22 protein-coding genes are annotated in these 26,224 nt (G+C 68.5%); 14 read left to right on the forward strand and 8 right to left on the reverse strand.

The genetic code is table 11. From position 1 onward, the window contains the following. Entirely contained in the window at positions 1-201 is a 201-nt protein-coding gene (locus J9315_RS07520; protein ID WP_198498954.1) for a hypothetical protein, read from the reverse strand. On the opposite strand from J9315_RS07520, the gene recO reads away from it, so the two are divergent. Beyond that, positions 196-924 (forward strand): DNA repair protein RecO, encoded by a 729-nt coding sequence (gene recO, locus J9315_RS07525; RefSeq protein ID WP_198498953.1) that lies wholly within the window; start codon positions 196-198, stop codon positions 922-924. The two genes, J9315_RS07520 and recO, sit on opposite strands and share 6 nt — an antisense overlap. Then, entirely contained in the window at positions 921-1,709 is a 789-nt protein-coding gene (locus tag J9315_RS07530; RefSeq protein ID WP_198498952.1) for an isoprenyl transferase, read from the forward strand. Before recO ends, J9315_RS07530 begins: the two co-directional genes overlap by 4 nt. A 562-nt stretch (positions 1,710-2,271) precedes the next feature. Here J9315_RS07530 and J9315_RS07535 read toward each other — a convergent pair. Beyond that, on the reverse strand, positions 2,272-4,065 hold the full coding sequence (locus J9315_RS07535) for a DEAD/DEAH box helicase (protein WP_198498951.1): 1,794 nt from the start codon (positions 4,063-4,065) through the stop codon (positions 2,272-2,274). Positions 4,066-4,405: 340 nt separating this feature from the next. Between J9315_RS07535 and J9315_RS07540 the strand changes: the two genes are divergently transcribed. Beyond that, on the forward strand, positions 4,406-5,788 hold the full coding sequence (locus J9315_RS07540) for a glycine--tRNA ligase (RefSeq protein ID WP_198500985.1): 1,383 nt from the start codon (positions 4,406-4,408) through the stop codon (positions 5,786-5,788). A gap of 189 nt (positions 5,789-5,977) precedes the next feature. On the opposite strand, the gene J9315_RS07545 is transcribed toward J9315_RS07540, so the two are convergent. Continuing rightward, entirely contained in the window at positions 5,978-7,369 is a 1,392-nt protein-coding gene (locus J9315_RS07545) for an aspartate aminotransferase family protein (RefSeq protein WP_198498950.1), read from the reverse strand. After that, on the reverse strand, positions 7,366-7,851 hold the full coding sequence (locus J9315_RS07550; protein ID WP_137827067.1) for an Lrp/AsnC family transcriptional regulator: 486 nt from the start codon (positions 7,849-7,851) through the stop codon (positions 7,366-7,368). The genes J9315_RS07545 and J9315_RS07550 overlap by 4 nt, the downstream gene beginning before the upstream one ends. 248 nt (positions 7,852-8,099) lie before the next feature. On the opposite strand from J9315_RS07550, the gene J9315_RS07555 reads away from it, so the two are divergent. Continuing rightward, positions 8,100-9,428: a M24 family metallopeptidase gene (locus tag J9315_RS07555; RefSeq protein ID WP_198498949.1), complete on the forward strand. Its 1,329-nt coding sequence runs from the start codon at positions 8,100-8,102 to the stop codon at positions 9,426-9,428. Positions 9,429-9,492: 64 nt separating this feature from the next. On the opposite strand, the gene J9315_RS07560 is transcribed toward J9315_RS07555, so the two are convergent. Continuing rightward, on the reverse strand, positions 9,493-9,636 hold the full coding sequence (locus J9315_RS07560; protein WP_198498948.1) for a hypothetical protein: 144 nt from the start codon (positions 9,634-9,636) through the stop codon (positions 9,493-9,495). A 271-nt stretch (positions 9,637-9,907) separates the two neighbouring features. Then, positions 9,908-11,392 carry an L-lactate permease gene (locus J9315_RS07565; protein ID WP_198498947.1) on the reverse strand — a complete coding sequence of 495 codons (1,485 nt, stop codon included), beginning with the start codon at positions 11,390-11,392 and terminating at the stop codon, positions 9,908-9,910. A 54-nt stretch (positions 11,393-11,446) separates the two neighbouring features. Here J9315_RS07565 and J9315_RS07570 point away from each other — a divergent pair, with 54 nt between their 5' ends. From J9315_RS07570 to J9315_RS07610, 9 genes are all read left to right on the forward strand, one after another. Continuing rightward, positions 11,447-11,995 carry an XRE family transcriptional regulator gene (locus J9315_RS07570; RefSeq protein ID WP_198498946.1) on the forward strand — a complete coding sequence of 183 codons (549 nt, stop codon included), beginning with the start codon at positions 11,447-11,449 and terminating at the stop codon, positions 11,993-11,995. A 215-nt stretch (positions 11,996-12,210) separates the two neighbouring features. Continuing rightward, on the forward strand, positions 12,211-13,890 hold the full coding sequence (locus J9315_RS07575) for an ATP-binding cassette domain-containing protein (RefSeq protein ID WP_198498945.1): 1,680 nt from the start codon (positions 12,211-12,213) through the stop codon (positions 13,888-13,890). Positions 13,891-13,975: 85 nt separating this feature from the next. Then, positions 13,976-15,160 (forward strand): tRNA dihydrouridine synthase DusB, encoded by a 1,185-nt coding sequence (gene dusB, locus J9315_RS07580; RefSeq protein WP_198498944.1) that lies wholly within the window; start codon positions 13,976-13,978, stop codon positions 15,158-15,160. Between the two features lie 2 nt (positions 15,161-15,162). Continuing rightward, complete coding sequence (locus tag J9315_RS07585) at positions 15,163-16,470, forward strand: deoxyguanosinetriphosphate triphosphohydrolase (protein ID WP_198498943.1); 1,308 nt, start codon at positions 15,163-15,165, stop codon at positions 16,468-16,470. Between the two features lie 3 nt (positions 16,471-16,473). After that, positions 16,474-18,540, forward strand: coding sequence for a DNA primase (dnaG, locus tag J9315_RS07590; protein WP_198498942.1), 2,067 nt, complete (start codon positions 16,474-16,476; stop codon positions 18,538-18,540). A gap of 113 nt (positions 18,541-18,653) precedes the next feature. Then, positions 18,654-19,292 carry a TetR/AcrR family transcriptional regulator gene (locus J9315_RS07595; protein WP_198498941.1) on the forward strand — a complete coding sequence of 213 codons (639 nt, stop codon included), beginning with the start codon at positions 18,654-18,656 and terminating at the stop codon, positions 19,290-19,292. Between the two features lie 76 nt (positions 19,293-19,368). Next, positions 19,369-21,138, forward strand: a complete 1,770-nt coding sequence (locus tag J9315_RS07600) for an MDR family MFS transporter (protein ID WP_198498940.1) — start codon at positions 19,369-19,371, stop codon at positions 21,136-21,138. Continuing rightward, complete coding sequence (locus J9315_RS07605) at positions 21,080-22,045, forward strand: D-2-hydroxyacid dehydrogenase (protein WP_198498939.1); 966 nt, start codon at positions 21,080-21,082, stop codon at positions 22,043-22,045. Before J9315_RS07600 ends, J9315_RS07605 begins: the two co-directional genes overlap by 59 nt. Beyond that, positions 22,042-22,638, forward strand: a complete 597-nt coding sequence (locus J9315_RS07610; RefSeq protein WP_198498938.1) for a hypothetical protein — start codon at positions 22,042-22,044, stop codon at positions 22,636-22,638. Before J9315_RS07605 ends, J9315_RS07610 begins: the two co-directional genes overlap by 4 nt. Before the next feature lie 174 nt (positions 22,639-22,812). Here J9315_RS07610 and J9315_RS07615 read toward each other — a convergent pair whose 3' ends face one another. Both J9315_RS07615 and J9315_RS07620 read right to left on the reverse strand, forming a co-directional pair. After that, complete coding sequence (locus tag J9315_RS07615; protein WP_198498937.1) at positions 22,813-24,252, reverse strand: glyceraldehyde-3-phosphate dehydrogenase; 1,440 nt, start codon at positions 24,250-24,252, stop codon at positions 22,813-22,815. A 45-nt stretch (positions 24,253-24,297) separates the two neighbouring features. After that, positions 24,298-25,347: a YhjD/YihY/BrkB family envelope integrity protein gene (locus tag J9315_RS07620; RefSeq protein ID WP_198498936.1), complete on the reverse strand. Its 1,050-nt coding sequence runs from the start codon at positions 25,345-25,347 to the stop codon at positions 24,298-24,300. A 93-nt stretch (positions 25,348-25,440) separates the two neighbouring features. Between J9315_RS07620 and J9315_RS07625 the strand changes: the two genes are divergently transcribed. Next, positions 25,441-26,178, forward strand: coding sequence for a DedA family protein (locus J9315_RS07625; RefSeq protein ID WP_198498935.1), 738 nt, complete (start codon positions 25,441-25,443; stop codon positions 26,176-26,178). The last annotated feature ends 46 nt before the right edge of the window (positions 26,179-26,224 follow it).

A 26,224-nucleotide genomic window follows, 5' to 3' on the forward strand; every position in this document is an offset into this window, starting at 1 on the left:
TCAGCCGGTCGACTGACCGTCAGTCGACCGGCTGGTCAGGCCGGTCGGTGGGGCGTGGTGGGCTGTGCCCCTCGCATTCGGCCGGGCCGCCTCGGGCACGGGAGTACGGGCGACACGGGCCGCCTCGGGCACGGGAGTGCGGGCGACACGGGCCGCCTCGGCGCGGTTGACGGTGCGCTCTGCGATAATGGTGCGGTGCACAACTATCGTGATGAGGGCATCGTCCTCTCGGGCCACAAGCTCGGTGAAGCCGACCGCATCGTCACCGTGCTCACCCGCAGCCACGGACTCGTCCGCGCGGTGGCCAAGGGGGTGCGGCGCACGAAGTCCCGGTTCGGCTCCCGCCTCGAGCCGTTCATGCTCATCGACGTCCAATGCCACGTCGGGCGCAACCTCGACATCGTCACCCAGGTCGAGCTCATCGAACCCTTCGCCCGCGGCATCGGCGCGGACTACGATGCCTATTCGGCCGCCTCGGTGATGGCGGAGACGGCGAGCAGGATCACGGAAGCCGAACCCGTCTCCCGGGCGCAGTTCCTCCTCCTCGTCGCAGCGATCCGCTCCCTGTGCAAGGGCGAGCACCCGCCGCGCCTGGCCCTCGACGCCTACCTGCTGCGGGCGATGTCGGTGGCCGGGTGGGCCCCGAGCCTCGCCGACTGCGCCCAGTGCGGGGCGCCCGGACCGCACCGGGCGTTCTCCGCGGCCCTCGGCGGGGCCGTCTGCTCGGGCTGCCGGCCCAGCGGTGCCGCGCTGCCCGACACCGACGCCCTCGACCACCTCGCGGCCCTCCTCACCGGGGACTGGGCGCACGCCGAGGCCTCAGACCTCCACGACCAGATGGACGGGTCGAAGCTCGTCTCCGACTGGGTGTCGTGGCACCTCGAACGCAACATCCGATCCTTGAGAGTCCTGGAGCGCACGTGAGCTATCCCGCCCCACCCGCCCATCCGAGCGGGGCGACGCCGCCGCGCCTCGACGAGAAGTTCGTTCCCCGCCACGTCGCCGTCGTCATGGACGGCAACGGCCGTTGGGCCAACGAGCGCGGACTGCCGCGGACCGAGGGACACAAGGCCGGCGAGGCGTCCCTCCTCGACGTCATCCACGGCGCCATCGAGATCGGCGTCGACTACCTGTCGGCGTACGCGTTCTCGACGGAGAACTGGAAGCGCTCACCCGAGGAGGTGCGCTTCCTCATGGGCTTCAACCGCGATGTCATCCGCCGGCGCCGGGACGAGCTCAACGCCCTGGGCGTGCGCATCGTGTGGTCGGGGCGGCGGGGGCGTCTGTGGCGCTCGGTCATCGACGAACTCGAGACCGCCGCCGAGATGACGAAGCACAACACGGGCCTGACCCTCCAGTTCTGCGTGAATTACGGCGGACGCTCGGAGATCGTCGACGCCGTCAACGAGATCACCGCCGAGGTGGCCGCCGGCCGGCTCAAGCCCGGCAAGGTGAGCGAGAAGACCCTGCGCGCCCGGCTCTACGCGCCGCAGGTGCCCGACGTCGACCTCTTCGTCCGGTCGTCGGGGGAGCAGCGGACCTCGAACTTCCTCCTCTGGCAGTCCGCCTACGCCGAGATGGTGTTCCAGGACGTGCTCTGGCCTGATGTCGACCGGCGCACCCTGTGGACGGCGATCGAGGAGTACGCACGACGCGACCGGCGCTTCGGCGGCGCCATCGACCGCCCAGGAGGGGCCGCGGGAGCCTGAGGGCGGGGCGTATCCTGCTTGGAGGGCGTTGTGGGGACTCGAACAGTCGACTCGGGCAGGTGCTCGCTGCCGGCCGACGTTTCGGGCTCACCCTGGTTTCCACGGCTCTGTTTACGAGCTGAGCCCTCGAAACTCACCTGAGCCGCAACCAATAGTGCGCGGACGGCGTTCGGGCCGAGGTGCTACGAGGCACCCGGCGCGTCATAGACCAGCGGTTCTGCGTTTTGCGCCAGTTCGAGCCGAGATGGCCAGTTCCTGCATTGGCCATCTCGGATCAGACTGGCGCAAACCCGGTCGGGACGGTGCTGGGAGTCGACTCGGGCCGGTGCTCGCTGCCGGCCGGCCGTTCGGGCTCACCCTGGTGTCGAGGGCCCTGTTCACGAACTGAGCCCCCGAAACTCACCTGTGCTGCAACCGATAGTGCGAGGACGGCGTTCGGGCCGGAGCGTCGGACGGACGGCGGTTGGGCCGGAATGTCGAACGGACGGTCGACGAGGCAATCGCCTCCAGAATGCCCGAAGGGCCCGCAGCACAGTTGCTGCGGGCCCTTCGAGGTCGAATCTCAGTAGCGGTCGCGCGAACGATCGCGGTCACGCCCGCCGAACTTCTTGCCGCCGCCACGACGGTCGCCGCGGAAGTTGCGGTTGTCGCCGGGCTGCTTGTCGAAGTTGCGCTTCTTGAACGGGCGGCCCGGACGACCCGAATCGGGACGGATGTCGATCGGCCGACCCTGGATCTCGGTGTGCGCGAGCTTCTTGAGCACGCCCGGATCGAGATCCTGCGGCAGGTCGACGAGCGTGTGGTTCGACCGGATGTCGATGTGGCCGATCTGCTTCGAGGTGATGCCGCCCTCGTTCGCGATCGCACCGACGATCGACCCCGGCTGCACGCGCTCGTTGCGCCCGACTGCGAGACGGTAGGTGACCATGCCCTCGCGGCTGCGCGCCCCGCGCTCCCGGCCGGGCTTGCCGTCGCGATCGCGGTCACGGCCCTGCTTGCCGCGGGTGGGCTCGGGCATCGGCTCGGCCTTGAGCGAGTTCGACTCGAGGAGGAGCGCGGCCAGCGCGGCCGCGATGTCCGTGGCCGGCACGTTGCGGCTGAGCTCGTACTGCTCGATGACGGTCGCGAGCTCGCTGAGCTCGGTCGTCGCCAGGGCGTCGTCGATGCGCTTGGTGAACTTCTCGACGCGCGTGTTCGTCAGCTCCTCGACGCTTGGCAGCGTCAGCGGTTCGACCTTCTGCTTCGTCGCGCGCTCGATCGAACCGAGCAGACGCTGCTCACGCGGGGTGATGAAGAGGATCGCCTCGCCGGAGCGGCCGGCACGACCGGTGCGGCCGATGCGGTGGACGTAGGACTCCGTGTCGTGCGGGATGTCGTAGTTGACGACGAGCGAGATGCGCTCGACGTCGAGACCGCGCGCGGCGACGTCGGTGGCGACGAGGATGTCGATCTTGCCCTCGCGCAGCATCTCGACGGTGCGCTCACGCGCCTGTTGCGGGATGTCGCCGTTGATCGCCGAGGCCTTGAACCCGCGGGCCCGCAGCTTCTCCGCGAGCTCCTCGGTGGCCTGCTTCGTGCGCACGAACATGATGATGCCGTCGTACTCCTCGACCTCGAGGATCCGGGTGAGGGCGTCGAGCTTGTGGGAGTGCTGGACCATGAGGTAGCGCTGGCGGATGTTCGACCCGGTCTGCGACTTCGCCGCGACCCTGACTTCTTCGGGATCGTTGAGGTACTTGCCGGTGAGGCGGTGGATCGAGGTCGGCATCGTCGCGGAGAAGAGGGCGACCTGGCGGGAGTCGCCGGTGGCGTTGAAGATCTCCTCGATGTCCTCGGCGAAGCCCATCTTGAGCATCTCATCGGCCTCGTCGAGCACGAGGTGCTGGAGGTTCTGGAGCTTGAGGGAACCCCGCTTGAGGTGGTCGATGACGCGCCCGGGCGTGCCGACGACGACCTGCGCACCGCGCTTGAGCCCGGCCAGCTGGGGGCCGTAGGACTGCCCGCCGTAGATCGGGAGCACGGAGAAGTCGTCGAGGTTCGTCGCATACGAGGTGAACGCCTCGGCGACCTGGAGCGCGAGCTCACGGGTGGGGGTGAGCACGAGGGCGAACGGGCCGTCCTCGGCGCGCCCCGCCTCGGCGAGGTGGGAGAGGACCGGCAGCGCGAACGCCGCGGTCTTGCCCGTTCCGGTCTGGGCGAGGCCGATGACGTCGCGGCCGTCGACGAGGGCGGGGATGGTCGCGGCCTGGATGGGGGAGGGGGACTCGTAGCCGAGCGCATCGACGGCGCGCAGCACCTCCGGGTGGAGGCCGAGTTCGGAGAAGGTCGGGGTGGATTCGGCGGACTGTTCGGACATGAGGTCTCACTCTCACTTGCGGCACACACTTGATCGCAGATGACTGAAGTGGCGATCTACCCTGCGGCCGCTTGTGCGATCATGTCTGGCAATCCGGGCCGGAACCGTACGCGTCATTCTCCAGGGCTTGTGCCGATGCACAGCCGTCGGTACGGAAGATAGGTTTGGGTGTGCCCCCAGTCTACCTTGCCGTCCCGCGCCGAGGCGGTCCCCAGTGGGCAGAGAAAGTGTGAGTTCCATCGCCAGCGGCCTGTGTCCGCGGCGGGGCGCGAACCGATAGGCTGGGGAGTCGTGCGCCACGGCAGCCGGCCGTCGGCGGCAAGGAGACCAAGGAGAGTCAATCGTGGCACAGTCCAAGCTGGATGCCGTCATCGCCCTCGCCAAGCGCCGGGGCTTCGTCTTCCAAGCCGGAGAGATCTACGGCGGTACCCGGTCGTCATGGGACTACGGTCCGCTCGGTGTCGAACTCAAGGACAACATCAAGTCGCAGTGGTGGCAGACCTTCGTCCGCGGACGTGAGGACGTCGTCGGCCTCGACTCCTCGATCATCCTGCCCAAGCGCGTGTGGGAGGCCTCGGGCCACGTCGAGACCTTCGTCGACCCCCTCGTCGAATGCCTCCACTGCCACCACCGGCACCGGGAGGACCACCTCGTCGAGGCCTACGAGGCCAAACACGGCAAGGCACCGGCCAACGGCATGGCCGACATCGTCTGCCCCGACTGCGGCACCCGCGGTCAGTGGACCGAGCCGCAGCAGTTCTCCGGGCTCGTCAAGACCTACCTCGGTCCCGTCGAGTCCGAGGCGGGCCTCCACTACCTGCGCCCGGAGACCGCGCAGGGCATCTTCGTCAACTTCAACAACGTCGTCACCGCTGCCCGGAAGAAGCCGCCGTTCGGCATCGGCCAGATCGGCAAGTCCTTCCGCAACGAGATCACGCCCGGCAACTTCATCTTCCGCACCCGCGAGTTCGAGCAGATGGAACTCGAGTACTTCGTCCACCCCGACGAGGCCGACTCGTTCTTCTCCACCTGGGTCGAGGACTGCTGGAACTGGTTCATCGGGCTCGGCATCGACGAGGCGAACATGCGCCGGTTCGACGTCCCCGAGGACGAGCGCGCCCACTACTCGGCGGGCACGATCGACATCGAGTACCGCTTCGGCTTCCAGGGGTCGGAATGGGGCGAGCTCATGGGCGTGGCCAACCGCACCGACTACGACCTCGGCACCCATTCCGAGGCCTCGGGCGCGAAGCTGCAGTACTTCGATCAGGCCAGCGGGGAGCGCTACACCCCGTACGTCATCGAACCCGCGTTCGGTCTCACCCGGTCGATGATGGCGTTCCTCGTCGACGCCTACACCGAGGACGAGGCGCCGAACACGAAGGGCGGCACGGACACCCGCATCGTCCTCCGCCTCGACCCGCGCCTGGCCCCGGTCAAGGCGGCGGTGCTGCCGCTGAGCCGCAACGAGAAGCTCACCCCGCAGGCCAAGGAGCTCGCCGCACAGCTGCGCAAGCGCTGGAACATCGACTTCGACGACGCCGGGGCCATCGGCCGCCGCTACCGTCGCCAGGACGAGATCGGCACGCCCCTGTGCATCACGTACGACTTCGACTCCCTCGACGACGGCGCGGTGACGATCCGCAAACGCGACGACATGAGCCAGGAGCGCGTGAGCCTCGACCAGGTCGAGGCCTACCTCGCTGAGCACCTCGGCGTCTGAGACCCATCGGCGTCTGAGACCCAACGGCGACTGAGACTTCAGCGTCAGCGGACGGGCACGGTCCCAGGCCCCTGCCCGTCCGCCTCGGCGATCGATGATCTCACCCGCCCCACCGGCAGCGACAGCGGCCCCGACACCTGGTCATGGTGTCGGGGCCGCTGTCGCTGCGTCACGCGCCGAGGTGGGCGATCAGAACATCGTCCACGCTTCCTTGAGGACGCTGCGGATGATCGATTCCATCTCGTCGAACTCCTTCTGACCGACGGTCAGCGGGGGCGAGAGCTGGATGACCGGGTCGCCGCGGTCGTCGGCACGGCAGTAGAGGCCGTTCTCGTACATCTTCGCCGAGACGAAGTTCTTGAGGATGCGCTCGGACTCCTCTTCGGTGAAGGACTCCTTCGTGTCCTTGTCCTTGACGAGTTCGATGCCGTAGAAGAAGCCCTCACCGCGGACGTCGCCGACGATCGGGAGGTCCTTGAGCTTCTCGAGCGTGAACTTGAACGCACCGGCGTTCTCGTGCACGTGGTCGTTGAGCTTCTCCTTCTCGAACACGTCGAAGTTCGCCATCGCGGCGGCACAGGCGACGGGGTGTCCGCCGAAGGTGTAGCCGTGGTAGAACGTCGCGTCGCCGTCGGGGCCGAAGGGCTCGAAGAGACGGTCCGAGGCGATCATCGCACCGAGCGGGGCGTACCCGGAGGTGATGCCCTTCGCCGAGGTGATGATGTCGGGGACGTAGCCGAAGTCGTTGCACGCGAACATGTCGCCGATGCGGCCGTAGGCGCAGATCGTCTCGTCGGAGACGAGGAGGACGTCGTTCTCGTCGCAGATCTCGCGCACCCGCTCGAAGTATCCGGGAGGCGGCGGGAAGCAGCCACCGGAGTTCTGCACGGGCTCGAGGAAGACGGCTGCCACGGAGTCGGCGCCTTCGAACTCGATCGCCTCGGCGATGCGGTCGGCCGCCCAGCGGCCGAAGGCCTTCTCATCGTGCGCGTACGGCTCGGGCGCACGGTAGAAGTTCGTGTTCGGGACCTTGTGGGCACCGGGGACGAGCGGGGCGAACTGCTCGCGCAGGCCCGGCAGGGACGTCACCGACAGCGCGCCGTGCGGGGTGCCGTGGTAGGCGGTGGCACGGGAGATGATCTTGTGCTTGCCGGGCTTGCCGGTGAGCTTGAAGTAGTTCTTCGCGAGCTTCATCGCCGATTCGACGGAGTCGCCGCCGCCGGAGGTGAGGAACACGCGGTTGAGGTCGCCGGGGGCGTAGCTCGCGAGACGCTCGGAGAGCTCGATGGCCTGCGGGTGCGCGAACGACCACAGCGGCATGAAGGGCAGCTGCATCGTCTGGTCGTACATCGCCTTGGCGATCTCCTCACGACCGTGCCCGACCTGGACGGTGAAGAGACCGGCGAGGCCGTCGAGGTACTTCTTGCCCTTGTCGTCGAAGATGTGGTGGCCTTCGCCGCGGGTGATGATCGGTGCCTGTCCGCCGTTGAACAGGGCCTGGTGCGGTGCCATGTGCATCCACACGTTGTTGCGCACGGCTTCCTGATACGGAGTGCCGGCTCTGGTGACATTGTCTGTCATCGTGTCCCCCAATTGTATTTTTGCTTTTCGAGTGAGAGGTACATGAAGAGCTCCGTGTCGACGACGGCGTCGATCGACCGGAGTTCTCGGTTGACGAAATCGATGAGGTGTCGGTCCGATTCGCAGACGATCTCCACAAGGAGGTCGAACGACCCCGCGGTGACGACGAGATAGTCGATCTCGTCATACCCGTGCAGCCTGTCGGCGACCTTCGAGATGTCCCCGCGGACCTTCACGCCCACCATGGCCTGTCGGGCGAAGCCGAGACTGAGCGGGTCGGTCACGGCCACGATCTCCATCACGCCGGATTCGATGAGCCGTGACACCCGCTGCCGCACGGCCGCCTCGGAGAGTCCGACGGACTTGCCGATGGCAGAGTAGGACTTGCGTCCGTCGTGCTGGAGTTCGACGATGATCGCCTTGGACTTCTCGTCGAGGTTGCCCAGGCGGTGACTGCTGACGCTCGGCAGCGAGTGGGTCATTCTTCACCTCCGTGATGTGAGTCTCAGACCAACCTACCATCGATTCAGTCGGAATGCGTAGTCCTGTTTGCGGATTCAGTTGATTTTCTTGAACTTTCATTCTGTATCCGTCATGAACGGGAAGCAGGCGGGCGTGGTGACGGGCTGGCTCGTGCTCGGGTGCCGGCGGGACCGGGCACCGGCCGCCTCGGTGCCGGTCCGCGCGCGCCTCATTGACACCGTGTGAGGCGGATCACCAGACTGGGCGCATGAATGAGGGTGAGCTGTTCTCCGGTCGCGCCGACCGGCGCGCCGATGTGCAGGGGATGCGTCCGGGCGCCGAGCAGGGAGGTGCGGGGGCCGAGGTCCGGTCGCGTCCGCAGCCCTATCCCGGAGAGGTCGACACGATCGGTGCGAAGCATCTCGGGTTCGCCCCCGAGGAGTACCTCGCTCGCATCGCAGCGGTGCGCGGGCGGATGAGCGACCAGGGCCTGTCGGCGCTCATCGTCACCGATCCGGCGAACATCTACTACCTCACCGGCTACAACGCGTGGTCGTTCTACACTCCGCAGCTGCTCTTCGTCCCCTCCTCGGGTCCGCTCACGCTCTTCATGCGCGATATGGACGCCCGTGGGGCCACGCACACCTCGTGGCTGCCGCCGGAGGACATCGTCGGCTACCCCGAGCGCTATGTGCAGCGTCCGCACATCCACCCCTTCGACTGGGTCGCCTTCGCCCTGCGCCAGCGGTGGGAGGTCGCCCGCGCTTCCACCTCGCCCGTCGGCGTCGAGATGGACTCGCACTTCTTCTCCCCGCGGGCCTTCCGCGCACTCGTCAACGGGGTCCCCGAATGGCGCCTCGTCGATTCGTTCGAACTCGTCAACTGGATCCGGGCGATCAAATCCCCGGCCGAACTCGCGCTCATGCACCGGGCCGCCGAGGTGACGACCGCGGCGATGACCGCGGCCCTCGAGTCGATCGCCGAGGGCGTGGGCCAGCACGAGGTCGCCGCCGCGATCGCCGCCGCGCAGATCCGCGGCAACGATGCCGCCTGGGGTGACTACCCGGCGATCGTGCCCCTCATGCCCACCGGAGAGAGCGCCGACACCCCGCACCTGACGTGGACCGACAGAGTGTTCGCAACGGATGAGTCCGTGAGCATCGAGCTCGCCGGAGTCCACCGCCGCTACCATGTCCCGCTCGCCCGGACAGCGGTCGTCGGCCGTCCGAAGCAGGAGCTCGTCCGTCTCGAGGGGGTCGTCGCCGAGGCGCTGGCAGCCGTCCTCGATGTCGCCCGACCCGGGGTGCCCACCGCGGAACTCGCACGGACCTGGAATCGGTCGCTGGCTCTGCACGGACTCGAGAAGCCGAGCCGCCTCGGCTATTCGATCGGCATCGGCTACCCGCCGGACTGGGGCGAGCGGACGATCTCGATCCGCACCGAGGACGATCAGATCCTCGAAGCGGGGATGGCCTTCCACCTCATCTGCGGCATGTGGATGAACGGCTACGGCTACGAGCTCTCCGAATCGATCCTCATCACCGACTCCGGTGCTGACACGTTCACCGCGTTCCCGCGCGAGCTCATCCGCCTCTGATGGGTCAGCTGCGCCTCTGATCGGTCCGAGGCGCACCTGATGGGTGAGTGCCGCACCTGATCGGTCAGGGCTCCTCTGACGGTTCAGTGCCGGAGCGCCGAGGCGGCCGATCCCGCGGGGGCATCGGACCGGCGAGGTCGACGATCTGCCGGACCACCTCGGCGAGGGACCGGCGGACCACCTCGGCGGAGAGCTGTGCACTGGTCATCGATGCCCGCACGCGATCCCTCGCTGCCGACAGGCACCTCAACGTCGACCGGCACCTCGAGCGGCGGAGTCGACCGGCCCCTTGAGCCATAATGACCACCCGTGCACGGGTAGTTTTCGGCGCTCCGCGGTGGGGATACGCAGCTCCGGGTGCCTGTCGGCGCCTCGGGTTGTGGGTGGGGCTGAGGGTGGTGTGTGGGGCTGAGGGTGGCGCGGGGGTGATGTGGCAGTCGGGCAGGCCCGGGTAGCCGGCGCCGAGGCGGTTGCCCCGCTTACGCGAGGAACTGGAGCCAGAGGCCGATGGCGAGGGTGTTGAGGCCGACGATGAGGAACGCCCGGCTGAGCACCCACGACCCGTCCCGAGCATCGGCGGCCCCGGCGCCGGAGAGCTGGACGGCCATCGCGACCCGCGGCGGAGCGGCGAGCGCCGCCAGCGATCCCGCGGCGTTGCCTGCGGCGACGGCGGTCAGCGGCCCCGCTGCCGTTCCCTCACCGGCGACGGCGAGGGTGCTCGCGAACATCGCGTTGCTGCCCGTGTTCGACCCGGTGAGCACGGCGCCGATCGTCGACAGCCACGGAGCGAGCACGAGGAGCCCCGTGGGCAGCAGGTCCCCGAACGCCGTGCTCATCCCCGAGGTCGTCATCACCCAGCCCATGAGCATGAACGCCGCCGTCGCCGCCCCGATCGGCACCCATGCGCGCACCGCGCGGACGATGACCGGGCGCAGCGGCGGGGGAGATGACGCACCGTCGCTGCGCTCATCCGTCGATTCGTCGACCCTGGGACTATCCGTCGATCCGGCACCCCTCTGCCCATTCTTCGCCCCGCGGGTCCGCGAGAGCGCAGCGACGAGGCAGGCGACGGCCAGCCAGAACGGGGGAGAGGCGAGACTCTCCATGAGCGGAGACGGGAACACGGCGAGAAGCTCCCGCGCGGCGAGGATGCCGAGGGTGAGAACGCCGTAGGGCAGGACCGCGCGCCCGAGCGCCGCGGTGACTGCGGCGAAGCGGGCGCGGACCGCCAGGGGCACGCCGAGGCCGACGATGACGACGAGGGACCCGATGATGCCGGCCGGCGCCATGCCGAGAAGACGGTTGGCGAGGAGGATTCCGCCCCACAGCAGACCGGCGGCACCGATCATCCCGAGTGCGCTGCCGAGGCGGGGACGCATGAGGACGAGAACCGAGCAGAGGACCACGGCCACCGGGATCGCGTTCACCCAGGCCGTCGACAGACCGAGCGCATCGACGTCGAAGCCGGCGAGCGCCGCCGCCACCGTCGTGCCCGGTCCGAGCGCACCCCACGGGACCGCGACGAGACCGAGGAGCCCGAGGAGCGCCGAATGCCGCAGCGAACAGCCGAGATGCCGGAGGATCGGCACACCGATCGTCACGCCGATGCCGAAGCCCGTGACGGATTCGGCGAAGGGGACGAGGCCGAAGACGACGAGGGCGACGCCGAGGGACCGGCTGGGCACCATCGACTCGACACTCGCGGAGATCGTCCGCATCGCGCCCGTGGCCTCGAGGATCCCGGCGAGCATCATCCCGAAGAGGAGGATGAGCACCACCTCGGCGATGAGGGGGAAGTAGTCGCCGGCGGCCTGGGTGATGACGGGGAGGGGAGTGGGGAAGGCGAGGACCGCACAGAGGCCGGCACCGGCGAGTCCGGCCACCGCGGAGACCCACGTCGGCGCGCGGAAGGCGAGGAGCGCGACGGCGAGGAGAATGGGGACGAACGCGAGGAGACCGGTCATAATCACTTTTAATGGATTGAGATCTACTATCTGAGATTACATTAGGATGTCATCATGGCGAAGTCAGAGGATCCCGGGGCGCGGGTGTTCGGGGCGCGCATCCGGGCTCGCCGCAAATACAGCAACCTCACCCTCAACGAGCTCGCGATCCGCGCCGGCATCTCCCGCGCCGCACTGTCGAAGATCGAACGCGGTGAGCAGGACACCTCGGTGTCCAACGCCATGGGGCTCTCCCGCGCGCTCGGCGTCGACGTCGGCGAGCTCCTCGCCGAACCCGAGGTGCTCGTCACCCCGGCCGATGCGATCGTCCCGCACGCGACGTACGGTCCCGGCACCTGGCGCCGCGACCTGCCCTCGCCGAGTGAGAACATCGAGGTCATCCACTACTCGCTCGAACCCCGCAGCGAGACCTCGCCGTTCGCCGCCCACCGCTCGGGATCCCGGGAGACCTTCTTCGTCCTCGCCGGCACCGTCGAGATCGTCACGATCGACCGCCGCACGATCCTGCGCGCCGGCGACTGCGCACAGGCCCCTGGCGATGTGCCCCACCAGCTCGCCAACCCCAGCGACCGGTCGGCAGAGCTCATGCTCATCATCACCTGAGCCGGGTCCTCAGTCGCACCGAGTCTTCACCGCAGCTGTCGGCCGGGACCGGTCGACCGCCTCGGCGACCTTGACGCACCGGAGGCGACTCGGGCATCCTTGTGAGGTCCCACAGTCGAGTGAAGGCAGCGCCTGAGAATGAAGTGACACCTCATTTCCGCACCCGCGGGTGATTCGGACCCGCACCGCACCGCGTGCACGAAATGAGATCACTGATGCCCTCTGCCATCACCCTGTCCGGACTCGGATACCGCCTCGGCGACGATACCGAGATCCTCACCCACCTCACCGCCACGATCCCACTGGGACTCACCGGCCTCGTCGGTGACAACGGGATCGGCAAATCCACTCTCGCCCGGCTTCTCACCGGCGCGCTCGCCCCCACCACGGGGACCGTCACCGGTGCCGCCGGCGCCGTCCACATCGACCAGCTGCTGCCGCACACCGACGACCGCGTCGACGCGATCCTCGGCATCGCCGGCATCCGCACGAGCCTGCATCGCGCGCTGCACGGCGAGGCCGGACCAGCCGACTTCGACATCATCGGGGAGGACTGGGACATCGAGGAGCGGGCCCTGTCCGCCCTCGCCGAGGTGGGGCTCACCCTCTCCGCGGACGACCTCGACCGGCAGGCTGCGACGTTCTCCGGCGGGGAGGCGATGCGGATCGGTCTCGCCCGCGCGGCGATGGTCGGGTCCTCATGGCTCATCCTCGACGAGCCGAGCAACAACCTCGACGCGGCGGGCCGGGCCCTGCTCACCGAGCTGCTCGCGCGGCGGTCCGGGCCCACCCTCGTCATCTCCCACGACCGCGAGCTCCTCGACTCGATGACGACGATCGTCGAGATGACCGACCAGCTGCGCGTCTACGGCGGGAACTACACCGCATACGAGGAGATGGTCGCCGCCGAGGAGGAGGCGAAACAGGCGCGGCTGACCGACGCGAAGAAGGCCCACGCGATCGAGAAGCGCCAGCGCATCGACCTCGAGACCACCCTGGCGCGTGCCGACCGGAAGGCCGCGAAGGACAAGGCGAGCAAACGCCGACCGAAGATCGTCATGAACGGCCTCACCGACTTCGCGCAGAAGTCGGCGGCCAAACGGCGCGGGGACAAGGCCGCCGACGAGGCTGCGGCCGCCGCTGCCGTGCAGACCGCGAAGGACGCCCTGCGCCGGGACTCCTCGATCACCCTCCACCTGCCCGAGACCGAGGTCCATCCGAGCAGGCGCGTCCTCGAGGTGCGCCCGAGCGCTCTCGAGCGGCCGCGGGAGATCGTCGGACCGGAGCGGATTCGGCTCACCGGGCCCAACGGCGCGGGGAAGTCGACTCTCCTCGCCGCCGTCCGCGGCACCGCGCAGACCGGTGGCAGCGCCGCCGGTCGCGTGGGGAGCGACCACGGAGACCGCGGCCGGTTGGGCAGCGGCGGCTCGGGGAGCGGTGGCCTTGTCGACGCGCTCTTCCCCGGCCTCAGTGTGCAGGTGTCCGTGCCGATCGGCCACCTCGACCAGCAGTACCGCCTGCCCGCCGAGGTCAGCGTCATGGAGGCGGTGCGCCGGCCGAACCCCGGGCTTGAGAAGCACCGCGTCCACGAGGTGCTCGCCGCCATGGGCCTGCGCGCCGAGCGGACCGCGCAGCTGTGCGGCACGCTCTCGGGTGGGGAGCGCTTCCGTGTCGCGCTGGCCGCGACCCTGCTCTCCGACCCGGCCCCGCAGCTGCTCATCCTCGACGAACCCGGCAACAACCTCGACGTGTCCTCGCAGCGGGCGCTCACCTCGGCGCTCGAGGGATACGGGGGAGCGATGCTCGTCGTCACCCACGACGACCGCCTCGCCGCCGAACTCCGCCTCGACGCCGTCTGGGACGTGCGGGACCTGCGCGGGGAGGACGACCGGTGACCAGGGAATATGCCGCACCACCTCGGTGTTGCGGGTCTGTGAGCAAGGGTACGATGCTCGATTTGGCAGGCTTTGGGATAATGGCATGGTGAGTGTCATCAGCCCCAGCCCAGAATCCACCGCCCAGACCGTCAAGCCGCTGCGCATCGGTCCCATCGAGCTGTCCTCCCCGGTCGTGCTCGCACCGATGGCGGGGATCACGAACACCGCGTTCCGGCGGCTGTGCCGCGAGTACGGGGCAGGGCTCTACGTCACCGAGATGGTCACCTCCCGCGCGCTCGTCGAGCGCAGCCCCAAGAGCATGCGCATCATCCACCACGAGCCGTACGAGACTCCGCGCTCCGTGCAGCTCTACGGCGTCGACCCGGTGACGATCGGGCAGGCCGTGCGGATGCTCGTCGACGAGGACCGCGCCGACCACATCGACCTCAACTTCGGCTGCCCGGTCCCCAAGGTCACCCGCAAGGGCGGCGGCTCGGCCCTGCCGTGGAAGAAGGACCTCTTCGAAGCGATCGTCACGACCGCCGTCGAGGAGGCCGACCGCGGCGGCATCCCGCTGACGGTGAAGATGCGCAAGGGCATCGACGCCGACCACCACACCTACCTCGACGCCGGGGAGACCGCGCGCAACGCCGGGGTCGCCGCGATCGCGCTCCACGGGCGCACGACTGCCGACCTCTACTCCGGGACCGCGGACTGGGACTCGATCGCCCGACTCAAGGACCACCTCGGCGACACCGTTCCCGTGCTCGGCAACGGCGATATCTTCTCCGCCGAGGATGCGCTCGAGATGATGCGCACGACCGGCTGCGACGGGGTCGTCATCGGCCGCGGATGCCAGGGCCGGCCGTGGCTGTTCGGCGATCTTGCGAACGCTCTCAACGGCAGTGCCGATCGTCATCGTCCCGGACTCGCCGAGGTGGCCCGTGCGGTCCGTCTCCACGGCGAATACCTCGTCGACTACTACGGCGAGGAGTTCTACGGGGTGCGCGACCTGCGCAAGCACATCGCGTGGTACTTCAAGGGCTACCCTGTCGGCGGCGACCTGCGCAGCCGGCTGGCCATGGTCTCCTCACTCGCCGAACTCGACGCACTGCTCGCCGAACTCGACGACGCCCCCTACCCGGGCGAGGCCGCCGAGGGCTCGCGCGGGCGGACCACCCGCCCCAAGCGCCCCCACCTGCCCGAGGGCTGGCTCGACTCCCGCGTCTTCGACGAGAGCGGCTCCGCCGACCTCGCCGAGGCCGAACTCGACGTCTCGGGAGGATGAGGATGCCCACCGACACCTCCGCACGCATCGCCCGGGCCTCGGGCAGCGTCGCGGACTACTCGCCGCGCGACGAGGAGCGCTGGGTCATCGAACCGGCGAAGAACCCGCGCCGCTCGGCCTTCCAGCGTGATCGGGCGCGGGTCCTCCACTCCTCGGGGCTGCGCCGCCTCGGAGCGAAGACGCAGGTCGTCTCGCCCGGCACCGACGACTTCGTCCGCACCCGGCTCACCCACTCCCTCGAAGTCGCGCAGGTCGGACGCGAACTCGCCCGCTACCTCGGCTGCGATCCCGACATCGTCGACACCGCCTGCCTGAGCCACGACCTCGGGCATCCGCCCTTCGGCCACCACGGTGAGACGATCCTCGACCGGCTCTGCGCCGACATCGGCGGGTTCGAGGGCAACGCGCAGACCCTGCGCCTCGTCACCCGGATCGAACCGAAGGTCATCGCCCCCGACGGCCGCCCGGCCGGACTCAACCTCACCCGGGCCAGCCTCGATGCGCTGACGAAGTATCCGTGGCCGCGCGCCGAGGCCGCGGCGGGGCGACGCGACTCCGGGGTGCGGAAGTTCGGCGTCTACGACGACGACCTCGCCGTCTTCGACTTCTACCGGGACGGGGTCGACAACGGCCGCCGCTGCCTCGAAGCGCAGGTCATGGACTTGGCCGACGACATCTCGTACTCCGTCCACGACGTCGAGGACGCCGTCGTCGCCGGGCACCTCCGCCTCGGCGAGTTCGCCGACGAGGTCCGCCGCCTCGAGCTCTTCGAGATCACCCGCCAGTGGTACCTGCCCGAGACCGACGACGCGGAGATGGACAAGGCGCTCACCCGACTGCAGGCCGCCGCGTACTGGCCGGACGAGGACTTCGACGGGTCACGCCGGGCCCAGGCGGCGCTCAAGCACATGACGAGCCAGCTCATCGGCCGCTTCGTCGGGGCCGCGGAGGCGGCCACCCGTGAGGAGTACGGCTGGGAGCCGCTCAACCGCTACGCCGCCTCCCTCGTCGTGCCCGAGTCCACGGCCGTCGAGATCGCCGTGCTCAAGGGCATGGCGACGCTGACCGTCATGGTCGCCGAGGACCGCCTGCGCCTCCACGACATCCAGGACACCGTCATCACGAGCCTCGCCGACTGGTACGACGCCCACCCCGACGGGCTCGACCCGATGTTCGCCGCCGACCACGCCGAGGCCGCCGACGACGCGGCCCGGCTGCGGGTCATCGCCGACCAGATCGCCTCGCTGACCGACCATTCGGCGTGGACGCTCTACCATCGGATCCAGGCGGGGGCGGGGGACCGGCTCTAGACCATGGCGGGACTCATCAAGCGCGAGGACATCGACGAACTGCGCTCGCGCACGCGCATCGACGAGGTCGTCGGAGAGTTCGTCACGCTCAAGACCGCGGGCATCGGCTCCCTCAAGGGACTGTGCCCCTTCCACGACGAGAAGACCCCGTCGTTCCATGTCCGCCCGCAGGTCGGCATGTACCACTGCTTCGGCTGCGGGGAGTCCGGCGACGTCTTCACCTTCCTCCAGAAGGTCGAACAGCTCAGCTTCGTCGAGGCCGTCGAGATGCTCGCCGGCCGCATCGGCATGCACCTGCGCTACGAGGACGGCAAGGGACCCGACCGGGAGCAGGCGAGCAGGCGGCAGCGCCTCCTCGAGATGCACGAGGTCGCCGAGCGGTTCTTCGCCACAGCGCTGTCCGAGAAGGCCGGGCAGATCGCGCGCGACTTCCTCGCCGCGAAGGGCTTCCCTCCCGGTGAGCACCCCCGCTTCGGCGTCGGCTTCGCTCCGAAGTCGTGGGATGCCCTGACCGGTCATCTGCGCCGGGCCGGCTTCAGCGATGAGGAGATCCTCGCCGCGGGCCTGGCCAGCGAGGGCAGCCGCGGCATCTACGACCGGTTCCGCGGACGCGTGATGTGGCCGATCAGGGACATGACGGGACGGACGATCGGCTTCGGGGCCCGCCGGCTCTTCGACGACGATCAGGGGCCGAAGTACCTCAACACCCCGGAGACCGCGCTCTACCACAAGAACCAGGTGCTCTACGGCCTCGATCTCGCCAAGCGCGACATCGCGAAGACCAAGCGCGTCGTCATCGTCGAGGGCTACACCGACGTCATGGCCGCTCAGCTCTCCGGCGTCACCCAAGCGGTGGCGACGTGCGGCACCGCCTTCGGCGCCGAGCACGTCAAGATCGTCCGTCGGCTCTTGGGCGACGACCCCAGCGGGCAGGTGATCTTCACCTTCGACGGCGACGAGGCCGGGCAGAAGGCGGCGCTCAAGGCGTTCGAATTCGAGTCCGAGTTCACCGCGCAGACCTTCGTCGCCGTCGAACCCTCGGGTCTCGACCCCAACGATCTGCGGCTGGAGAAGGGCGACGGCGCGATCCGCGAGCTCATCGAGGGCCGCAAACCGCTCTTCGAGTTCGTCATCACCACCGCGATCGGGCAGTTCGACCTCGACACCGTCGAGGGGCGGATCGCTGCGGTCAAGGCCAGCGCCGAGGTGCTCGCGGGGATCCGCGATCGCAACAGTCTCAGCCACTACCACCGGTTCGTCGCCGGGCGCATCGGCGTCGACATCGACGAGGTCGAGGCGGCCGTGAAGACCGCTCGGAGGAATCCGCGCGCGACCGGAGCCGACCGCGGCCGTTCGACCCAGGGGCCCGGACAGACCGCCGGACCGCGCCAGGGTCAGGGTGCGGGCCCGGGTCGCGGCCAGGCTGCGGGCCCAGGGCGCCAGTCCCACCCCGGGCAGCGGCGCGAGCAGGCGCCCCCGCCCGCCGGCGAGGGCCGTCCCACCGGCGGTGGACGGCAGCAGGCGAACCCGACCGCTGACGATGCGGGCATCGAGTACGTCTACGACGAGCGTCCCGACGTCTCCGATCTCTCCGCACCGATCACCCCGACGCGGCTGAAGACGGAGAAGGGCGCCCTCATGGTCGCTCTCCAGCACCCCGAGTTCGTCAATGCCAAGCTCTTCGACTCCCTGTCGGAGAAGGCCTTCGACCATCCCGGCCACCGTCAGATCCAGGCGGCGCTCAAGCAGGCCGGCGGTCTGCGCGCGGCCGCCGCGGCCCCCGGCCGGTGGGCCGAGACCGTCATGGAGGCCGCCGGCGACGACCTCGGACCCGACGTCGCCCGCCTCCTCGTCACGCCGCTGCCGGTGTCCGAAGGGGTGAGCGCGGAGAAGTTCGCGCAGGGAATCGTCGCGAAGCTCTTCGACTACGACCTCGAGCGCATCGCCAAGGAGCTCCACTCGCGCCTGCAGCGTCAGAGCGCAGGCGATGCCGAGGCGCAGACCGCGCTGCTGCGCCAGCTCCAGGTCCTCGAGCAGCATCGTGTGCGGCTGCGCGAACTCATGACCTGAGGTCCCGCCCCGCCGAGGCGGCGGAACCTGGCGGGTCAGCCTCGGGAGTGAAATACTGCACAGATGCAATTTTGCAGTTGATGAAAAGTTGCATCTAGTGCAGAATTATTCGCATGGCCGAGAACGAATCGCTGCGGACGCGGAAAGCGCGCGAGACCCGCACCGCCATCCATGAGGCGGCGCTCACGCGCGTCCTCGACGAGGGACTCGAAGCGACGACGGTGGCGAACATCGCCGCCGACGCCGGCGTGTCCCCGCGGACGTTCTTCAACTACTACGCGACGAAGGAAGACGCGATCGTCGGCCTCGACGTCGCGAACATCGACGACCAGCTCGTCGCCGACTACGTCGAATCCGACTCCGGCTTCGACACGCTCGCCGAGGACACGGCGAACTTCGTGCGCGAAGCACTCCTCATCGGCACCGAACCCGGACTCTCGAGTCGCAGGCGCGAGCTCTTCGTCGCCTATCCGGAGCTCGTGGGCCGACGCTTCGACCAGGTCGAGGCGCTCGAGGAGCGGGTGTCCGAATACGTGCTCGCCCGGCTCCGGTTCCTCGGACAGGAGTTCTCGACCGAGGACTCGGCATGGCGCAGCGCCCGGATGCTCACCCAGATGTGCATGGTGCCGCTCCACCATGCGATCCGCGTCGTCAAGCACTCACCGGAACTCGTCGTCGACGAGGAGAGCACCCAGAGGATCTACGACGATTCCCTCGGGCTCTTCCTCAAGGTGCTCGAGAGGCTGCGATGAGGGCATGACGCCGCACCGCGGTCACGGAGGCGCCGACGACGGAGACCATTGCGCTGAGAGAACAGATGAGGGAAGAATGAGGGCCGAGAGCCAGGACATGACACAGACAGCCGCAGAACCTGAGAACCACACCAATGACGCCGCCCCGATGACGACCTCGGCGATCATTCTCCTCTTCGTGGGATTGATGATCGCGATGTTCATGTTCTCCCTCAACCAGACCGTGCTCGCCACGGCCCTGCCGACGATCGTCGGCGAACTCGACGGCGTCGACCAGATGCTGTGGGTGTCGACGGCCTTCATGCTCGCCTCGACGATCATGATGCCGATCTACGGCAAGGTCGGCGACCTCTTCGGCCGCAAGCCGCTGTTCATGTTCGCGATCAGCTGCTTCCTCGCCGGCTCCGTCTTCGCCCTCCTCGCCCAGGACATGTCGCTGCTGATCTTCGGCCGGGTCCTCCAAGGCATCGGCGGCGGGGGCATGATGATCCTCTCGCAGTCGATCATCGCCTCCGTCGTCCCTCCGCGCGAGCGCGGCAAGTACATGGGCATCATGGGCTCGGCCTTCGCGGTGTCCTCGGTCGCCGGCCCCCTCATCGGCGGGTGGCTGACGGAGGGCCCCGGCTGGCGCTGGGCGTTCGCGATCAACTTCCCGCTCGGGATCATCGCCCTCATCGCCGCTGCCGTCTTCCTCAAGATCCCCAAGCAGACCCACGGTCCGCGGCCGAAGATCGACGTCGGCGGCATGGCGCTCATCTCCGTCATCACCTCGTGCATCGTCCTCGTCTCCGCGTGGGGCGGACACGACTACGCGTGGGGCTCGTGGCAGATCAACGGCCTCATCGTCGTCGGGGCGCTCGCGATCATCGCGTTCGTCATCGTCGAGGCGAAGGTGAGCGAACCGGTCATCCCGCTGTGGCTGTTCAGGAACCGCGACTTCCTCCTCTCGACGATCGCCGGTCTCTTCATCGGCGTGAGCATGTTCGGCGTCCTGTCCTACATGCCGACCTACCTGCAGATGGTCCACGGCATCGACGCGACCGTCGCCGGACTCATGATGGTCCCGATGATGGGCACGATGCTCATCTCCTCGACGCTGACCGGCTTCGTCGTCGCCCGCACCGGCAAGTACAAGCGCTACCCGCTCACCGGCATCCTCCTCATCGGAGTCTCGCTCATCCTGCTCTCGACGCTCGAAGCCGACAGCCCGGTGTGGGAGCCGATGGTCGGACTCGCCCTGCTCGGCCTCGGTCTGGGACTGAGCATGCAGATCCTCGTCCTCGTCGTCCAGAACGCCTTCCCCGTCGAGATGGTCGGCACGGCGACGGCGTCGAACAACTACTTCCGCCAGGTGGGCGCGACGCTCGGCATGGCGTTCATCGGCTCGGTGTTCACCCAGCGCCTGCTCGAGAACATCGAGTCCGGCATCCGCAGCCTCGCCGCCTCGAACCCGAACGTCGAGCTGCCGCAGATCTCGTCGACCGGGCTGACCCCGCAGATCGTCGGCGACCTGCCCGAACCGATCCACACGCTCATCATCACCGCGTACAACGACGCGCTCGTCCCGCTCTTCCTCTGGGTCGCGCCGCTGGCGTTCCTCGGCTTCGTCATCCTCCTCTTCCTGCCGAACACGCCGCTGGCGTCGACGCTGAAGAGCCAGGATGCCGCCGCCCGTGAGCATGTCGTCACCCACGAACACGCCGCCGAGGTGCCCGTCGACGCCGATTCCTCGCTGCGGGAGCCATCCGATAGTCTGGCTGTGCCGCTGACCACGAAGGACTCCACGGATGACGACACTGACGATTCTCAACCCGCCAGGCAGCCCGGTTCCCGACCGGCTCACTGAGCTCGGCCGCCGTGACGACGTCGACGTCCGCATCGTCACGGCCGACCGCCTCGGCGAGGCCCTGCCCGGCACCGAGGTGCTCCTCCTCTGGGACTACTTCTCCACCGCGCTCACCGAGGTCTTCGACGCAGCCGACGAGCTGCGCTGGATCCATGTCGCGGCCGCCGGTGTCGATGCGCTCCTCTTCGACGAGCTCATCGCCTCCGAGGTCGTCGTCACGAACGCCCGGGGAGTCTTCGACCGGCCGATCGCCGAGTTCGTCCTCAGCTTCGTCCTCATGCACGCGAAGTCGGCGCTCGGCTCGCTCGCCGACCAGCGGGAGCACCGGTGGAACCGGCGCTCGACCCGTGACCTCGCCGGCACGCGGGCCCTCATCGTCGGCACCGGGTCGATCGGTCGGGAGATCGCCCGCGTGCTGCGCGCCCTCGGCGTCGACGTCAGCGGGGCGGGCAGTCGTGCGCGCACCGGAGATGCCGACTTCGGCGACGTCATCGACTCCGCCGACCTCGCCGCGCATCTGACCGGGGTCGACTGGGTCATCGACGTCGCCCCGCTCACCGACCGCACCGCGGGTCTCTTCGACGCCGAGGTGTTCGCGGCGATGGAGCCGCACGCGTTCTTCGTCAACGTCGGCCGCGGGGCGACCGTCGACACCGATGCCCTCGTCACCGCGCTGGAGACCGGGGCGATCGCCGGCGCCGGCATCGACGTCGTCGATGTCGAGCCGCTGCCGGCCGACCACCGGCTGTGGGAGGCACCGAGCGTCATCATCACCCCGCACATGTCCGGTGACACCGAGGGCTGGCGCGAGCGGCTCCTCGATCAGTTCCTCGACCTCTTCGAGACCTATCGGGCCGGCCGCCCCTTCGCCCACACCGTCGACAAGGAAGCAGGGTACGTCCGATGAGCACCGCTGAGGTCCCCGACGACCGGGCCTTCCTCGCCCGCACCCTCTCCGACCTCGTCGCGATCCGCCGGGCCCGCCTGCTGAGCATGCTCGTGCTGGCGATGGCGATGCTCGTCGCGGGCCTCGGCGCGGCTCTGCAGGCCCAGGGGGAGCGGGTCGATGCCGTGCTGCTCTTCTCGGCGTTCAGCCTCATCATGATCGGCATCGTCTGCGCCCTCGGCGCGCTCGTCGCATGGACCCGGCTGCGCCGCGACATCCTCGACTCCGTGGCGGCGAGACGGCCGGCGAGCACCCGGGCCCCGCGGTCGAAGGGCGGGGGCATGGCGGTGGCGATCGCGTTCGTCGTCCTCGGGATCCTGCTCGGCTTCCTGCTCGTCCCCGAGACGCCCATCCTCGCCGGTGCCGTCGTCCTGTCCTGCCTGCTGCTCGCGTGCCTCGGTCCGATCTGGGCCCATGAGCTCTCGACCGGCGATGACCGTCTCGCGTTCATGCTCGCCGAGGACGACGACCTCGCCTCCCGGTTCGCGACATTCACCCCGATCTGGCTCCACGACGCGATGGAGACCGAACGCGCAACCCGCGAGGACCGCTGAGGGACCGACCGCCTCGGCGCGGACCCGATCCCACCGCGCACTGCCCGCCGCCCACTGCGCACTGCGCACTGAGCACCGCGGACCGCGCTGTGCGCACTGCGCACCGCAGACGACGAAGCGCCCCCGTCCGAGAGGTCGGGGGCGCTTGCCGGTCGCTGACTCAGCGCAGCGGGATCAGTTCGCTGCCGCGGGGAACGACGGGGTGTCGACGTCGGCCATCTCCGCCACGCAGCGGATGACCTGGTGGCTGTAGCCGAACTCGTTGTCGTACCACACGTAGACGACGACGCGGTCCTCGTCGACGATCGTGGCCAGACCGTCGACGACACCCGCGCGCCGCGAGCCGACGAGGTCGGTCGAGACGAGCTCGGGGGAGGCGACGTAGTCGACCTGGTTGCGCAGCGGCGAGTTCATCGAGGTCTCGCGGAGGAACCCGTTGAGCTCGTCGACGGTCGTGGGATTCTCGAGGTTGAGGTTGAGGATCGCCATCGACACGTTCGGGGTGGGCACGCGGATCGCGTTGCCCGACAGCTTGCCCTTGAGTTCCGGCAGCGCCTTGGCCACGGCCTTCGCCGCACCCGTCTCCGTGAGCACCATGTTCAGACCCGCCGCACGTCCGCGACGCGACCCCTTGTGGAAGTTGTCGATGAGGTTCTGATCGTTGGTGAACGAGTGCACCGTCTCGACGTGGCCGTTGCGGACGCCGAAGCGGTCGTTGAGCGCCTTGAGCACCGGGGTGATCGCGTTCGTCGTGCACGAGGCCGCCGAGAGGATCGTGTCGGCGTCGGTGATGTCATGCGAGTTGACGCCGAAGACGATGTTCTTGATGTCGCCCTTACCGGGAGCGGTGAGGATGACCTTCGCGGCGCCCTTGGACTGCAGGTGCTTCGACAGGCCCTCTTCGTCGCGCCACTTGCCGGTGTTGTCGACGATGATCGCGTTGTCGATGCCGTACTCGGTGTAGTCGACCGTCGAGGGATCATCGGAGTAGATGACCTGGATGAGGGTGCCGTTGGCGAGGATCGTGTTGTTCTCCTCGTCGACGACGATGCTGCCGTCGAACTTCCCGTGCACTGAGTCGCGGCGCAGCAGGGAGGCGCGCTTGACGATGTCGTTCTCCCCGCCCTTGCGCACGACGATGGCGCGCAGGCGCATGCCGGTGCCGCCGGAGCGCTCGATGAGGATGCGGGCGAGCAGACGTCCGATGCGTCCGAAGCCGTAGAGGACGACGTCGCGCGGCTCCGCCGCGGAGGACTCGCTGCCGATCACCGACGCGAGCTCCTCGGCGAGGAACTCCGCGGTCGATGCGGACTGCTCATCGCGCTTGACGATGAGGCGACCGAGGTCGATGCGCGCCGCGCTGAGGTCGAGCTCGGCGAGTGCCCGGACGACCTCGAGGGTGGTCTCGATGTCGAGCTCTTCGCCGAGGAAGTGGCGGGCGTAGCGGTGCGCCTTGATCATGCCGGTCACGGACTTGCCCTGGAGCGAGCGCCCGAACAGGGTGAGCAGCACGTCGTTGTTGCGGTGGAGGCGGCCGACGAGCGGGATGAGTTCTTCCGCGGCAGTCTGCTTCTTCTCCCACTCGTCGAGACGAGCGGCTGTTGCTTGAGTCAAAGGTCGAGTCCCCTTATATTCACGTGGTCGATTCCCGGCCCAAGTCTACCGTGTCGACTCCGCGCTCCTGGACCGGCGTTCGTCGTAGCGCTTGAACCCCAGCAGCGTGAGCGCGACGAGTCCGACGCCGGTGATGAGGGCGCCGAGGCTCTGGACCTGAAGCTCGGGCGCGACGAACCGACGGTGCGGGGTCGTGTCCTCGGGCAGCGGCGGCGGAACGGCCGTGCCGATCCAGGCGGCGACGAAGAGGATGATGCGAGCGAAGACGTTCATCGTCAGCATCACCGCGATGATCGACCCGAACACACCCGCGGCCTTCCCGGCGGAGAAGAGGTCGACGAGGACGGTGGCGAGGTTGAGCAGGATCGTGAAGGCGACGGCGCCGATGAGCGAACCGCGCACCTTCGCCTGCCGATTGACCGGATGCTCGGGCAGCATCGTGAAGAGGAACATGAAGATCAGCCACGATGCCCCGAAGGTGATGATCATCGGGACGACGACGAGGAGGCCCGACATCCATCCGGAGAGGTCGAAGAGATCGGTGATGAAGCTGCGCAGCCCCGTGCCGATGACCGTGAGACCTGCGGTGAGCAGAAGACCGACGATGAGTCCGAGCAGGGTCACGGTGTTCGAGAAGAACTTCTTGACCAGCGGCTGGTTGACGTCGTCGTCGAAGTCGTCGTGGAGCTGGGCGCGGACGGCGGCGCCGAGGTTGCCGATGAATCCCTGGCCGGTGTAGAGACCGGCGAGGATGCCGAAGATGCCGACGGCCTGCCAGTCGTTGAGGAAGCCCTCGAGCTGATCGGTCAGGGTCGAATTGCCGGGGGAGAAGTCCTCGATCTGCTGGGTGATGACGGGAACGAGGTCGGGCCGGACGACGTCGAGGACGAAGCCGAGTCCCGCGAAGGTGAACATCGCGATCGGAATGACCGCGAGAACGAGGAAGTACGTGATCGCGGCCCCGAACTGGTTGCCCAGACGCGTGATGAAGCGCTGGACGGCGCGGACGAGATGCGCCGGGCCCGGCTGGTTGATGGCCTGGTGACCGGCTTCGGCCATGGGACTGCGTGAGGCCAGGATCTTCGCTGGTGTCACTGGGTGCTCCTCCTTCTTGGGGATCGTCTCCCAGACTATCCGCTGGGAGCGCTCTGTGAGCGAAAGGTCGACCTGTTCTCTACACTTCAGAGCATGCCGCTCACCGCTTCGACCTCCGCCCTGGTCACGGTCTCCGCCTCCGGTGCCGCTGAGAACCTCAGCGGCTTCTCCGCGTGGACGGTGGCGATCATGGAGACGCTCGGACCTCTCGGCGTCGGATTCCTCGTCTTCCTCGACAACATCTTCCCGCCGATCCCCAGCGAGCTCGTGCTGCCGCTGGCCGGCTTCACGGCGAGTCGCGGTCAGCTCAGCCTCGTCCTCGCCATCGTCTTCGCGACGATCGGATCCGTCGTCGGAGCCCTCGTGCTCTACGCGGTGGGCCGCTGGATCGGACTCGACCGGATCGTGCGGATCGCCGTGAAGATGCCGCTCGTCGACGTCGCCGACGTCCACAAGACGATCGCGTGGTTCGACCGCCACGGTGACAAGGCCGTCTTCTTCGGGCGGATGATCCCGATCTTCCGCTCCCTCATCTCCATCCCGGCGGGCATGCGGGCGATGCCGATGCTCAAGTTCCTCCTCCTCACCGCCGCCGGCAGCACGATCTGGAACACGATCCTCATCGTCGCAGGCTTCTACCTCGGTGAGAACTGGTCGATCGTCGAAACCTACGCCGGGTACTTCCAGACGCTCGTCATCGTCGTCGTCGCGGTCGCCGTCGTCGCATGGGTCGTGCTCAAGGTCCGCAAGCGGCGCCGGCAGCGCGCGACGGGAACCCACGACTCCGACTTCGAGCGGGAGCAGGACGCCGAGCCCGACGGCACGCCTTGAGCGGTGAATGACCGAAGCCCGACCTATGGTCGGGCTTCGGCTGCTC

This window comes from Brevibacterium sp. W7.2, from assembly GCF_018137945.1.
Lineage (GTDB): Bacteria > Actinomycetota > Actinomycetes > Actinomycetales > Brevibacteriaceae > Brevibacterium > Brevibacterium sanguinis.

Coding starts and splice junctions, on each gene's coding strand:
- J9315_RS07625 (WP_198498935.1), top strand. CDS start 25,441: ATGCCGCTCACCGCTTCGACCTCCGCCCTGGTCACGGTCTCCGCCTCC.
- J9315_RS07565 (WP_198498947.1), bottom strand. CDS start 11,392: ATGACCGGTCTCCTCGCGTTCGTCCCCATTCTCCTCGCCGTCGCGCTC.
- J9315_RS07535 (WP_198498951.1), bottom strand. CDS start 4,065: ATGTCCGAACAGTCCGCCGAATCCACCCCGACCTTCTCCGAACTCGGC.
- J9315_RS07545 (WP_198498950.1), bottom strand. CDS start 7,369: ATGACAGACAATGTCACCAGAGCCGGCACTCCGTATCAGGAAGCCGTG.
- J9315_RS07555 (WP_198498949.1), top strand. CDS start 8,100: ATGAATGAGGGTGAGCTGTTCTCCGGTCGCGCCGACCGGCGCGCCGAT.
- J9315_RS07595 (WP_198498941.1), top strand. CDS start 18,654: ATGGCCGAGAACGAATCGCTGCGGACGCGGAAAGCGCGCGAGACCCGC.
- J9315_RS07550 (WP_137827067.1), bottom strand. CDS start 7,851: ATGACCCACTCGCTGCCGAGCGTCAGCAGTCACCGCCTGGGCAACCTC.
- J9315_RS07560 (WP_198498948.1), bottom strand. CDS start 9,636: ATGACCAGTGCACAGCTCTCCGCCGAGGTGGTCCGCCGGTCCCTCGCC.
- J9315_RS07575 (WP_198498945.1), top strand. CDS start 12,211: ATGCCCTCTGCCATCACCCTGTCCGGACTCGGATACCGCCTCGGCGAC.
- dusB (WP_198498944.1), top strand. CDS start 13,976: ATGGTGAGTGTCATCAGCCCCAGCCCAGAATCCACCGCCCAGACCGTC.
- J9315_RS07610 (WP_198498938.1), top strand. CDS start 22,042: ATGAGCACCGCTGAGGTCCCCGACGACCGGGCCTTCCTCGCCCGCACC.
- J9315_RS07585 (WP_198498943.1), top strand. CDS start 15,163: ATGCCCACCGACACCTCCGCACGCATCGCCCGGGCCTCGGGCAGCGTC.
- J9315_RS07605 (WP_198498939.1), top strand. CDS start 21,080: ATGACGACACTGACGATTCTCAACCCGCCAGGCAGCCCGGTTCCCGAC.
- J9315_RS07600 (WP_198498940.1), top strand. CDS start 19,369: ATGAGGGCCGAGAGCCAGGACATGACACAGACAGCCGCAGAACCTGAG.
- J9315_RS07570 (WP_198498946.1), top strand. CDS start 11,447: ATGGCGAAGTCAGAGGATCCCGGGGCGCGGGTGTTCGGGGCGCGCATC.
- dnaG (WP_198498942.1), top strand. CDS start 16,474: ATGGCGGGACTCATCAAGCGCGAGGACATCGACGAACTGCGCTCGCGC.